The organism is Gemmatimonadota bacterium (assembly GCA_016714015.1).
GTDB lineage: Bacteria > Gemmatimonadota > Gemmatimonadetes > Gemmatimonadales > Gemmatimonadaceae > Pseudogemmatithrix.
Map to the genome: position 1 here is coordinate 1,033,169 of JADJNZ010000001.1, position 12,357 is coordinate 1,045,525.

The 12,357-nt window shown below is 69.0% G+C and carries 12 protein-coding genes and 1 pseudogene; 9 read left to right on the plus strand and 4 right to left on the minus strand.

Going from position 1 to position 12,357, the window contains the following annotated elements; translation table 11 throughout:
• Positions 1-5 precede the first annotated feature (5 nt).
• Entirely contained in the window at positions 6-563 is a 558-nt protein-coding gene (locus tag IPJ78_04405) for a hypothetical protein (GenBank protein ID MBK7905788.1), read from the minus strand.
• Between the two features lie 80 nt (positions 564-643).
• Here IPJ78_04405 and IPJ78_04410 point away from each other — a divergent pair, with 80 nt between their 5' ends.
• From IPJ78_04410 to IPJ78_04450, 9 genes are all read left to right on the plus strand, one after another.
• Positions 644-1,849 (plus strand): diguanylate cyclase, encoded by a 1,206-nt coding sequence (locus IPJ78_04410; GenBank protein ID MBK7905789.1) that lies wholly within the window; start codon positions 644-646, stop codon positions 1,847-1,849.
• Positions 1,850-2,068: 219 nt separating this feature from the next.
• The gene (sufB, locus tag IPJ78_04415) at positions 2,069-3,502 is read left to right on the plus strand and encodes a Fe-S cluster assembly protein SufB (protein ID MBK7905790.1); all 1,434 of its coding nucleotides are present in this window, start codon (positions 2,069-2,071) and stop codon (positions 3,500-3,502) included.
• Between the two features lie 126 nt (positions 3,503-3,628).
• Complete coding sequence (gene sufC / locus IPJ78_04420) at positions 3,629-4,381, plus strand: Fe-S cluster assembly ATPase SufC (GenBank protein MBK7905791.1); 753 nt, start codon at positions 3,629-3,631, stop codon at positions 4,379-4,381.
• Positions 4,382-4,383: 2 nt separating this feature from the next.
• The gene (gene sufD, locus IPJ78_04425) at positions 4,384-5,697 is read left to right on the plus strand and encodes a Fe-S cluster assembly protein SufD (protein MBK7905792.1); all 1,314 of its coding nucleotides are present in this window, start codon (positions 4,384-4,386) and stop codon (positions 5,695-5,697) included.
• 9 nt (positions 5,698-5,706) lie between these two features.
• The gene (locus tag IPJ78_04430; GenBank protein ID MBK7905793.1) at positions 5,707-6,186 is read left to right on the plus strand and encodes an SUF system NifU family Fe-S cluster assembly protein; all 480 of its coding nucleotides are present in this window, start codon (positions 5,707-5,709) and stop codon (positions 6,184-6,186) included.
• Entirely contained in the window at positions 6,183-6,536 is a 354-nt protein-coding gene (locus IPJ78_04435; GenBank protein ID MBK7905794.1) for a Rieske 2Fe-2S domain-containing protein, read from the plus strand. The genes IPJ78_04430 and IPJ78_04435 overlap by 4 nt, the downstream gene beginning before the upstream one ends.
• A gap of 34 nt (positions 6,537-6,570) precedes the next feature.
• Positions 6,571-7,866, plus strand: a complete 1,296-nt coding sequence (locus IPJ78_04440) for a cysteine desulfurase (GenBank protein ID MBK7905795.1) — start codon at positions 6,571-6,573, stop codon at positions 7,864-7,866.
• A gap of 49 nt (positions 7,867-7,915) precedes the next feature.
• Positions 7,916-9,796: a gamma-glutamyltransferase gene (locus IPJ78_04445; GenBank protein ID MBK7905796.1), complete on the plus strand. Its 1,881-nt coding sequence runs from the start codon at positions 7,916-7,918 to the stop codon at positions 9,794-9,796.
• A complete protein-coding gene (locus IPJ78_04450) occupies positions 9,793-10,776 on the plus strand; it encodes a glycosyltransferase family 2 protein (GenBank protein ID MBK7905797.1) in 984 nt (327 codons plus the stop codon). Before IPJ78_04445 ends, IPJ78_04450 begins: the two co-directional genes overlap by 4 nt.
• Before the next feature lie 18 nt (positions 10,777-10,794).
• On the opposite strand, the gene IPJ78_04455 is transcribed toward IPJ78_04450, so the two are convergent.
• From IPJ78_04455 to IPJ78_04465, 3 genes and pseudogenes are all read right to left on the minus strand, one after another.
• Entirely contained in the window at positions 10,795-11,211 is a 417-nt protein-coding gene (locus IPJ78_04455; GenBank protein ID MBK7905798.1) for a hypothetical protein, read from the minus strand.
• A 10-nt stretch (positions 11,212-11,221) separates the two neighbouring features.
• Positions 11,222-11,668 (minus strand): hypothetical protein, encoded by a 447-nt coding sequence (locus tag IPJ78_04460; GenBank protein ID MBK7905799.1) that lies wholly within the window; start codon positions 11,666-11,668, stop codon positions 11,222-11,224.
• 201 nt (positions 11,669-11,869) lie between these two features.
• A pseudogene (locus IPJ78_04465) lies at positions 11,870-12,188 on the minus strand (BrnT family toxin).
• Positions 12,189-12,357: the final 169 nt, after the last annotated feature.

A 12,357-nucleotide genomic window follows, 5' to 3' on the forward strand; every position in this document is an offset into this window, starting at 1 on the left:
GAGTCTCACGGCCACAGCCACCCGAACATCCCGCCGGCGATCAGTGCATAGAGCAGCGAATCGAAGCACTGGATCGCGAAGCTCTTCCACGGCCGCGCGAACCAGACCGACTCGGCCATGTAGCCGAGGGCGTTGGCCATGAAGGTGGCGGTTCCGGTCACGCGGAAGACGGCGCGGTAGTCGCTCCCGGCGGGCAGGGTGTGCCAGGCGAGGTAGGCGACGAAGACCGAGACGACGATGGAGGAGAGGAGCGAGAGCCCCATGTTGCGCGCCATGTTCGGCATGCCGCGTGGGGCGATGGTGATGTAGGCGATGGGGCCGGCCTCGACCTTCGCGCGCCCTTCGGGGGTCTTGAGAATCTCCCCTTCGCCGAACCAGGGGATGACGTATCGCCCCGGGGGGACCCCCGCGGAGCGGATCGCGGCCATGACCGCATCCTCGGTGGGGAGCGCGCCGAACTCCGTCTTGTGGTTGGGCAGGACGGTCCAGACGAGCGCCGACATCACGAAGATGGCGAAGCCGCTGGCGAGGATCGGGACCCACAGGTCGGTCAGGAACTGCATGGAGCCTCCGGGGGGAAGGGGTCGTGCATCCCCCGAACGTCTGGCTCTTGGGCCGTCGCCGCAATACCATAGGGGTTCCCATGCGGTTCACCGTCCCCGACCCGTCCGAAGCGCTGCTGCGCGAGATCCGCGTCTCGCAGGCGGTGGCGCGCGTGCGCCAGTTGCCGACGGTCTTCGCGGCGAACCCGTTGCTGGCGACGTTCATCGCCGTGATCTACTGGGAGGAGGTGTTCCGCACGGTGCTCGTGGCGTTCGTCGCGCTGCAGTTCATGCTGTGGACGCCGGCGATCCTCAGCTGGCGACGCCTGCGGCACAAGGCGCGGCCGACGCGGGTGAGCATCGGGAACGAGTGGCGCGCGACCGTCTTCTCGGGCGCGGCGGGGGTGCTCTGGGCGGTCGCGGCGTTCGTGCTCTTCCCCGCCGGCGGGAGCGAGGAGCGTGCCACGCTCGTGATGATCATGTCCGGCCTCTGCGCCGGCTCCGTCTCGTTCTTCTCGTCGTCGCCCTACGCATCGATGGCGTTCTGGCTCCCGTTCATGCTCACGCTGCTGGGGCAGGCGCTGACGTTCATGGGGGCGTCACCGGTGCTCCCGGCGGCGATCGCGGTCTTCACCGCCTGCGCCTTCTGGTTCACCCGGACGAGCTGGGACCAGTTCGTCGAGAACGTGCGCGTGCTCGTGGAGCGCGACCGGCTGCTGCAGGAGGCGAAGGCGAGCGGGGTCCAGCTCGAGCTCATGCTCTCCCGGATGAGCGACCTGGCGATGGTGGACGAGCTGACCGGACTGAAGAACCGCCGCTCGTTCTTCGAGGACATCGAGCCGGTGATCGCCGGCAGCCGACGCCGCGGGAAGCCGGTGGCGATCGCGCTGCTGGATCTCGATCACTTCAAGGACGTGAACGACACGCATGGGCACGCGATCGGCGACGACGTGCTGCGGGCGGTGGCCAAGCGGATCGAGGAGACGCTGCGCCAGGAGCAGATCGTGGGGCGCATCGGCGGCGAGGAGTTCGTGGTGCTGCTCCCCGACACGAGTCCGCAGCAGGCGCTGGTGGCGATCGAGCGCGTGCGGAAGGCGGTGGGCGAGACCTCCATCCCGGTGAGCAACGATCTGGAAGTCTGGATGACCGTGAGCGGCGGGATCGCGCCGCTGGCGGACGGAATGACGGTCCCGGCGGCCGTGCAGCACGCCGACAAGGCGATGTACCGGGCCAAGGCCCTCGGACGGAACCGCGTCGAGGTCTACGGTGCCGTGGAGGAGCCGCTGCTTGGTGCTCCCGCGCGGTGAAATGACATAAGTCGTTGAATGTCATGCGGATAGACTCCACATGACATCGTTTGTTCCGCGAAGGATCGCCGCTGGTCCCCGTGATCCTGCCCGCCGTGCCGCGCCCAGGGATCGCCGCGGCTTCGCACCTTTTCCAACCCTGCTGCGTTCTTTGAACTCGGCGTCAAATCCGACTAGATTGCTAGTCTATCTCGCCCGACCCCTGAACCCGCTGCACCCATGAGCTCCTCGATCGAATCGCTGGTCAACAAGGAGTACGCGTACGGCTTCGTCACCGACGTCGAGTCGGACACGATCCCGCGCGGACTCACCGAAGAGACCGTCCGACTCATCTCGGCCAAGAAGAACGAGCCCGAGTGGCTCCTCGAGTGGCGCCTCAAGGCGTACCGCCGCTGGCTCACGATGACCGAGCCGCACTGGCCCAACGTCACCTACGAGCCCATCGACTACCAGGCGCAGACGTACTACTCCGCGCCGAAGTCGGTGAAGCCGCTCCAGTCCCTCGATGAGGTCGACCCGGAGCTCCTCAAGACCTACGAGAAGCTCGGCATCTCCCTCACCGAGCAGAAGCGCCTCTCCGGCGTCGCCGTGGACGCGATCTTCGACTCGGTCTCGGTCGGCACCACCATGAAGTCCGAACTCGCCGCGGTCGGCGTCGTCTTCTGCTCCTTCGGCGAGGCGGTGCACAACCACCCCGAGCTCGTGCAGAAGTACCTCGGCTCCGTCGTCCCCTATTCGGACAACTTCTTCGCCGCGCTCAACTCGGCCGTCTTCTCCGACGGCTCCTTCGTCTACATCCCGAAGGGCGTGAAGTGCCCGCTCGAGCTCTCGACGTACTTCCGCATCAACGCGGCCGACACCGGCCAGTTCGAGCGGACGCTGATCGTCGCCGACGAGGGCGCGTCGGTGAGCTACCTCGAGGGCTGCACCGCCCCCAAGCGCGCGACCAACCAGCTCCATGCCGCGGTCGTCGAGATCGTCGCGCTCGACCGCGCGTCCGTGAAGTACTCGACCGTGCAGAACTGGTACGCCGGCGACAAGGACGGCGTGGGCGGCATCTACAACTTCGTCACCAAGCGCGGCAAGGCGCTCACCGACGCCAAGATCTCGTGGACGCAGGTCGAGACCGGCTCGGCGATCACCTGGAAGTACCCCTCGGTGATCCTGCAGGGCGACAACGCCGTCGGCGAGTTCTACTCGGTGGCCGTGGTGAACAACAAGCAGCAGGCCGACACCGGCACCAAGATGATCCACATCGGCCGCAACACGCGTTCGACGATCATCTCCAAGGGCATCAGCGCGGGCCAGGGGCAGAACTCCTACCGCGGCCAGGTGAAGGTGCTCCCCAAGGCCGAGGGCGCGCGCAACTACACGCAGTGCGACTCGATGCTCATCGGCAACGCCTGCGGCGCGCACACCTTCCCGTACATCGAGGTCGCGAACAGCACCGCGACGCTCGAGCACGAGGCCTCGACCTCGAAGATCGGCGAGGACCAGATCTTCTATTGCAAGGCGCGCGGGCTCAACGCCGAGCACGCCATCTCGCTCATCGTGGCGGGGTTCTGCAAGGAAGTGTTCAAGGAGCTGCCGATGGAGTTCGCATTGGAAGCGCAACAGCTCCTGGGGATCTCGCTCGAAGGCAGCGTCGGGTGACGCTGGGATAAAGGCTGAAGGATGAAGGATGAAAGTGAACGACATCCTTCTCCCCGCCGCATCGCGCACCACCCCCGCATCGACGTTGCATTCAACTTTCATCATTCAGCCTTCATCCGCAGTCATATGCTCACGATCACCGACCTCCACGCCTCCGCCGGCTCCAAGGAGATCCTCAAGGGGATCTCCCTCCAGATCAACGCCGGAGAGGTGCACGCCATCATGGGCCCCAACGGCTCCGGCAAGTCCACGCTCGCGCAGGTCATCGCCGGCCACCCCGGCTATGAGGTGACCAGCGGCACGATCGAGTACGAGGGCCAGGACCTCCTCGACATGGACGCGGAGATCCGCGCGCAGGCCGGCGTCTTCCTCGCCTTCCAGTATCCGGTCGAGATCCCCGGCGTCACCAACGCCTACTTCCTCCGCGCCGCCTACAACGAGCTCCGCAAGGCGCGCGGCGAGGAGGAGGTCGATCCCATCGAGTTCCTCGACATCATGGAGGAGAAGCTCAAGGTCGTGGAGATGGACGCCACGATGATGCAGCGCTCCGTGAACGCCGGCTTCTCCGGCGGCGAGAAGAAGCGCAACGAGATCCTGCAGATGGCGGTCCTCGCCCCCAAGCTCGCGGTCCTCGACGAGACCGACTCCGGCCTCGACATCGACGCGCTCCGCATCGTCGCCGAGGGCGTGAACAAGCTCAAGAAGCCGACCACCGCCACCATCGTGGTCACGCACTACCAGCGCCTCCTCAACTACATCGTGCCCGACCACGTGCACGTGCTCGCCGGCGGCCGCATCATCAAGTCCGGCGGCAAGGAGCTCGCGCTCGAGCTCGAGGCCAAGGGCTACGACTGGCTCCTCGAGCCGGCGGGCGTCTGACCGTGACCGTCCCGACGTACGCCGACCAGTTCGCCGCCGCCGCGACGAACGGCGGGGGCGAGGGGCCGTCGTGGCTCCCCGCGCTGCGCCAGAAGGCCTTCGAGCGCTTCGCCGCGCTCGGCTTCCCCACCACGCGGGACGAGGACTGGCACTTCACCTCGGTCACGCCGATCGCCGAGCGCACCTTCAAGGCGATCAAGCCCGCGCCGACCACGCTCTCCCTCTCGGACCTCGAGCCCTGGCTCGTGGACGCCGAGTGGCATCGCCTCGTCTTCGTGAACGGCCGCCTCGAGCCGCAGCTCTCCAACTTCTCGGGCCTCCCCGCCGAGGTGCAGGTGAGCCCGCTCTCCGAGGCGCTGCGCGAGGAGCCGGCCTGGGTCGAGTCGCATCTCGGCTCGCTCGCCGGCTTCGACCGCGCGGCCTTCACGGCCCTCAACACCGCGTTCATGCAGGACGGTGTCGTCGTCCGCGTGCCCAAGGGTGAGGTCGTCGAGGTCCCGCTCCACATCCTGCACATCACCGACGCGCAGGCGGAGGGGGGGGCGATCCATCCGCGCCTCCTCGTCGTCGCCGAGCCGCTCGCGCAGCTCACGGTCATCGAGAGCTACGCCGCGATCGGCACGCCGGCCTACCTCGTCAACGCGGTCGCCGAGGTCTCGGTGGGCAACGGGGCGCGCGTGGACCACTACAAGATCCAGCGCGAGAGCATCGACGCCTTCCACGTGGGCACGGTGCAGGTGACGCAGGGCCGCGATTCGATCTACCACTCGTTCTCGTTCGCGGCGGGCGCGGCCCTCTCGCGCACGAACATCTACACCAAGCTCGCCGGCACCGGCGGCGAGGCGCGCCTCAACGGGCTCTACGTCCTCGACGGTCCGCAGCACGCCGACCACCAGACCTTCGTCGAGCACCTCGCCGAGGCCTGCGCGTCGCGCGAGCTCTACAAGGGCATCCTCGACGGCGAGTCGCACGGCGTCTTCAACGGCAAGGTCTACGTCGACCCCATCGCGCAGAAGACCGACGGCAAGCAGACCAACAAGGCGCTCCTGCTCTCCGAGAAGGCGCGCGTGGACACCAAGCCGCAGCTCGAGATCTTCGCCGACGACGTGAAGTGCACGCACGGCGCGACGATCGGGCGGCTGGACGAGCTCGCGCTCTTCTACCTGAAGAGCCGCGCGATCGGCGCCGAGAGCGCCCGCGCGCTCCTCACCTACGCCTTCGCGGCGGAGGTGCTGGAGACGATCGAGATCGACGCGCTCCGCGTCGCGCTCGAGCGCGATCTCTTCGAGCGCTTCACGCAGCTCAGGCTGGAGTAGATTCCCCTCGTGGCCGACGACGCTGCCCTCGACGCCCTGTACCAGGAGATCATCCTGGACCACTACCGGCGCCCGCGGAACTTCCGCGAGCTGCCGAACGCGTCGTGCACCGCCGACGGCAAGAACCCCAACTGCGGCGACGCGCTCACCGTCTGGCTCAAGTTCGACGGCGACACGGTGACCGACGTGACCTTCCAGGGCGTCGGCTGCGCCATCTCCAAGGCGTCGGCATCGCTCATGACGCAGGCGATCAAGGGGCGCACGCGGGCGCAGGCGGCCGAGGTCTTCGACACGGTGCACCGCCTCGTGACCGGCAACGAGAACGACCCGACGGTCATCAAGGAACTCGGCCAGCTCCGCGCGCTCGGCGGGGTCTCCAAGTTCCCCATGCGCGTGAAGTGCGCGTCGCTCGCCTGGCACGCGCTCAAGTCGGCGATGGACGGGCACGAGCCGCTCGTCGCCGTGCACACCGGCGACCCCACGACGTGACCGCGCCCGGGACGCCCGCCGCCGGCGAGGCCTTCGTCCCGGTCACCGGCGCCACGGCGGCCGACGTCGCCGAGGGGCAGGTGGTGCAGGCGAAGCACGCCAACGGCACCGCGCTCTGCGTCGGGCGGCACCAGGGCGCCCTCTTCGCGGTGAAGGACAGCTGCCCGCACGCCGAGTTCCCGCTCAGCGAAGGCTCGCTCTACGCCAACGGCGAACTCGAGTGCTGCTGGCACGGCGCGCGCTTCGACTGCCGGAGCGGCAAGGTGCTCCGCGGGCCGGCGGAGGAGGACCTCGTGCGGTTCGAGGTCGAGGAGCGCGACGGCGGCATCTGGGTGCGGCGCGCGCGATGACCAGCGTCGGCCGGCCTCCCCACAGGAGCGTACGATGAGCACGCACGGACTCGCCCACGGATCGCCGGTCGTCGGCCCGCTCGCCCCGCGCGCGGACTTCCCGCTGCTCGCCGCGCAGCCGGGGCTCGTGTATCTCGACTCGGCCGCCACGTCGCAGAAGCCGCGCGCGGTGCTCGACGCGATCACCGCGTACTACACCACGTCGAACGCGAACCCCCACCGCGGCGCCTACGCGCTCGCGGCGACGGCGACGCAGGCGTATCACGACGCCCGCGCGCGGATCGCGCGCTTCCTCGGCGTCGCCGATGCCGACACGCTGCTCTTCACGCGCGGCACCACCGAGTCGATGAACCTCGTCGCGACGGCGTGGGGCCGCGCGAACGTGAAGGCCGGCGACAACCTGGTCGTCACGCGGATGGAGCACCACGCGAACTTCGTCCCCTGGCAGCAGCTCGCGAGCGCGGTGGGCGCCGAGTTCCGGGTCTGCGAACTCGACGCCGCCGGCGGCGTGGACCTCACGATGCTCGCGCGGCTGGTCGATGCGCGGACCAAGGTCGTCGCCTTCGGGCAGGTGTCGAACGCGCTCGGCACGATCAATCCGGTGGCGGAGATCGTGCGCATCGCGCGGGAACGGAGCGCGGGTGGTGCGCCGCTCGCGAAGGGCGCGCCCTCGGGTGCGCTCCTGGTGTGCGACGGCGCGCAGGCGGTGCCGCATCTCCGCGTGCAGGTCGATGCGCTCGGCGTGGACGCCTACGCGTTCAGCGGGCACAAGATGGGCGGCCCCATGGGGAGCGGCGGGCTGGTGATGCGTCGCGCAGTGCTCGAGGCGATGCCGCCCTATCACTTCGGCGGCGACATGATCGAGTGGGTGCACGACGATCACACCACCTGGAACGTGGTGCCGCACAAGTTCGAGGCGGGGACGCCGAACGTCGAGGCCGCCGTGGGACTCGCGGCGGCGTGCGACTACCTCGAGGCGCTCGGCATGGACGCGGTGCGGTCGCATGAGGTCGCGCTCACGGCGCTCGCGATGGCCGCGCTCGCCGCGATCCCCGGGGTGACGGTGCATGGGACGCCGACGGCCGAGGGACGGAGCGGGGTCGTGAGCTTCAGCGTGGCGGATGCGCACCCGCACGACATCTCGACGACGCTCGACGTCGAGGGGGTCTGCGTCCGCGCCGGGCACCATTGCGCCCAACCGCTGATGCGGGCGCTCGGGGTGCACTCGACGGTGCGGGCGAGCTTCTGGGTGTATTCGACGGCCGACGATGTGGCGCGGCTCGTGAGCGCGGTGCGGTTGGCACAGGCGCGGTTCGCGGTGGCCGGATAGGGCGTCGCGGATGCATCTTCCCGGTGCCCCCTCACCCTCCGGGAACCAGATGCGTCCGCTCTTCCGTCGCGCGCTGTCGCTGGGTTGGTCCATCGCCGTCCTCGCGCTGCCCCTGGCCGCCCAGGTCCGCACCGAGAAGCCCCCGCTCCACGGCAAGCACTGGGTCGCCGTCACCGGCAAGCCCCTCGGCGCCACCGCCGGCGCGATGATCTTCCAGCGCGGCGGCAACGCCGTCGATGCCGCCGTCGGCATGCTCGCCGCGGTCTGCACCATGTGGGACACGCTCTCCTGCGGCGGCGAGACGCAGGCGCTCATCTATCACCCCGGCCTCAAGAAGGTCATCGGCATCAACGCCCTCGGCGTCGCGCCCACGGGGGCGACGGCGGAGTTCTATCGCAGCCGCGGGATGAACAACCCGCCCGAGTTCGGGCCGCTCGCGGCGGTGACGCCCGGGACGCCGGGCGGGATGCTGGTGATGCTCGCCGAGTACGGGACGCTCTCGCTGGAGCAGGTGCTCGCGCCGGCGCTGCAGATGGCGGAGGAGGGGTATCCCATCGAGGCGCAGCTCGCGAACACCATCAACGCGAACGCGGCGAAGCTCAAGGAATGGAAGTACTCGCCCGCCGTCTTCCTCCCGCACCGCGGCGAGGCGCGCGAGGCGCCGGTGGCGGGCGAGATCTTCGTGCAACGCGATCTCGCGGCCACCTTCCGCAAGCTGATCGAGGCCGAGCGCACCGCGCTCCGGGCGAAGAAGTCACGGAAGGACGCGATCATGGCCGCCTACGACCGCTTCTACAAGGGCGACATCGCGCAGGAGATCGTGCGGGCGGTGCGCGAGGAGGGCGGGCTCTTCACCATGGAGGACCTCGCCAACTACCGCGTGCACATCGAGGAGCCGGTCTCCACGACCTATCGCGGCACGACCGTCTACAAGCTCCCCTTCTGGCAGCAGGGGCCGGTGATGCTGCAGGCACTCAACATCCTCGAGCATGCCGACCTCAAGGGGATGGGCTACAACAGCGCGCAGTACATCCACACGATCTACCAGGCGATGAACCTCGCCTACGCCGACCGCGACTTCTACTACGGCGACCCGTACTTCGCCCCCGAGGAGCCAACGGCGGGACTGCTCAGCAAGTCGTACGCGAAGCTGCGCTGGGAGGAGATGAGCCAGGACCGCAACAACGCGGCGGTGCGGCCGGGCGATCCGTATCCGTTCCAGAACGGCACCAACCCGTTCACGCAGCTGCTCGCGCAGTGGTCCACCAACGGCCCGCGCACCGACACCACCCGCCGCGCGCGGGTGCCGGAGCCGCCGGATGACGCGGCCTTCTACGAGGCCTTCACGCGCGGCACCACGAGCATCCAGGCCGCCGACAAGAACGGCTGGATGGTGTCGATCACGCCGAGCGGCGGGTGGGTGCCGGCGGTGATCGCCGGGAACACCGGCATCGGACTCTCGCAGCGCGCGCAGTCGTTCGTCACGCTCGCCGAGGACGGCCCGTTCAACGTGATCGAACCGGGGAAGCGTCCGCGCGTGACGCTCACGCCCACGCTCGCGCTCCGCGACGGCGAGCCGTGGATGGCCTTCTCGGTTCAGGGCGGCGACACGCAGGACCAGGACCTGCTGCAGTTCTTCCTCGCGATGGTCGAGTTCAACCAGACCATCCAGCAGGCGGCGGAGCACCCCGGGTTCCACTCGTACCAGATGCGCTCGAGCTTCGGCGCGCACGAGGCGCGGCCGGGGCGCATCCAGCTGAACGAGCGGATCCCCGACTGGGTGCGCGCCGACCTCGGCCGCCGCGGGTACGCGATGGAGTTCGCGCGCAACACCTCGGGGCCGATCACCGCGATCATGTGGGACCGCCGCAATCGCTCCTTCTGGGGTGCGGCGAGCAACTTCGGCGAGGACTACGGGATCGCGTGGTGAGCCACCTCACGCCCACCGGCACCGCCGGCCGCACGCTCGTCATCCAGATCCCCTGCCACAACGAGGAGGAGGTGCTGCCGCGCGTGCTCGCCGACCTCCCCACGAGCATCCCGGGGGTCGCGCGGATCATCACGCTCGTCATCGACGACGGGAGCACCGACCGCACGGTGGAGATCGCGCGCGCGCATGGCGCGGAGGTGGTGCGACTCCCGGTGAACCGCGGCCTCGCGCGCGCCTTCCTCACCGGACTCGACCGCGCCGTGCAGCTCGGTGCCGACGTGGTGGTGAACACCGACGGCGACCATCAGTATCGCGGCGAGGACATCGCGAAGCTCGTCGCGCCGGTGCTCGACGGCCGTGCCGACCTGGTGGTGGGGACGCGTCCTGTGGCCGAGATCGCGAGCTTCTCGCCGGTGAAGAAGCTGCTGCAGAAGCTCGGCAGCTGGGCGACGCGTGTGGCGAGCGGGACGACGGTGGAGGATGCGCCGAGCGGCTTCCGCGCGATGAACCGCGAGGCGGCGATGCGGCTGCACGTGTTCAACCGCTACACCTACACGGTGGAGACGATCATCCAGGCGGGGCGGAAGGGGATGCGCGTGCTCTCGGTGCCGGTGGGCGTGAACGCGGTCACGCGGCCGTCGCGGCTGGTGAAGGGCTCGGGGTCGTACGTGATGCGGCAGCTGAACGTGATGGTGCGCGTCTTCATGACGTACAAGCCGTTCCGCTTCTTCGCCGTCCCCGGCGTGGTGAGCGGCGCGCTCGGCGCGACGCTGCTGGCGCGGTTCCTCTGGTTCTACGTGACCGACGGCGGGCGCGGGCACGTGCAGTCGGTGATCATCGGCGCGCTGCTCGCCGGGGCGGGGCTGTTCCTCGTGGTGATCGGGCTGCTGGCGGACCTGATCGCGGTGAACCGGCAACTGCTCGAGGACGTCGAGTGGCGGGTGCGGCGGATGGAGGATCGGGGGCGGGGGAACGGCTAAGCCCCGACGCGTCGAGGCTCAGCCTTCCGCGTGCCAGTCGAGGGCGCGGCGCGTCGCGCCGATCGCGATCACGCCGAGGAGCGCGACCGCGGCGAGATCGAAGAAGGCGCCGAGCAGCACCGGCATCTCCGCACGGACGATGCCGCTCGCGGCGATGTCGAGACCGTACGCGACGAGGAGCACCCAGGCGATGATCGCGACCACGAGGAACGTGCCCCGGTACCGGAGCAACGGCAGCTCGGGGGCGTAGCGACCGAGCAACCAGCGGGTCGATTGGACGCAGATGAGGAGCGCCATCGGGATGCCGCGGCGGAATCCAGAGGTGTCAGGGCCCCAGTCGGGTCGGGCGAGGAGGTAGTACGCAAGCGAGAGGAACCAGGCGTAGCCCAGCGTGAGGCCGATGATGCCGAGGAGGGCGCGGAGGAGTTGGCGCACCGGCGTGGCGCTACTTCTTGGCCGACTTGAAGACGAGCACGCCCTTCCCTTCGCGCGGCAGCGGGACCTTCGCGTGCGCGACGGTCGCGGCGATGAGGGCCTTCACGTCGGAATGGGCGAGGCGACTGGCCGATTCGAGGTCGATGTATCGCGTCGCCCGACCCGATCCGCGGAGCAGTCCCTTCGGGTCGGGCAGGAGCGGACCATTGTTGAAGTAGAGCGCGACACCGGTGGTGGATGCGCGGATGGAGAGGAGGCCGTCGATCCCCCGCTCCGCCGGCGCGTAGGCGATGACGACGGCCTTGCCGTAGTCGTAGGCGAGTTCGTTCGCGGTGGGGAAGCGCTTGCGCAGGGCGGTGCGGACGGCGCGGAGCAGCGTGCGCTGCTTGGGGGGGAGCGCGGCGAGGCACTTCGCGAGCTGCGCGGCGGGCGTCGGTGTGCCGTCGTTTCGTCTCATCGATCTGCCGCGGACCGGGAGCGTGCTGCACGCCGTGACGGCCGAACTCGCCGCGACGGCGCGATCGGAAGCAGCGATCGGAGCGCAGCGTTCACGGCGCGAGCGGTCGGGAAGGCCTCGGCGACGTCCGGCTCGAGCACGACGACATTGGAGCCGTGCGCGTACCGCTTCGCGTACTTGCCGCGCTCGCCGTCGCTGAAGTCATACTCTGCATGCATGGTGCTGCTTTCTCGCACCCGGCAAGGGGGCTTCTTCATAGGAGCGCCGTTCACGTCGGCTGGCAGGGCGAGCGCTGATGAGCCGGATCTCCGACTCCTTACGCTCGGCGTGGATCACGACGAGCACCCGTTGTCTCGCAGAGCGGCCTATCAAGAGGATAGCGCAGTTCTTCGTCCGAATGATACGGATCAGGGATGGTGACCGAAAGCGGGTCCGCGAACGCGGTGCTCGCCTCCTCGAACGCGACCCCGTGCTTTCGGAGGTTCGCGGCGGCCTTCTGCGGATCCCACACGAAGCGCAGTGCCATCTGCCGAGGCTAGGGCGACACCGCCTCTCTTGTGCCATCGGTGCGTTGTGCCGCCCATCCTTCCCTTGCCTTGCGCGCGCACCGATCTCGGCCGCCATTTCGTGTCACGCAGGGTGGATGCGACTGCGGACTTCACCTGCGTCAGGCCGATCCTGCGCTGCGG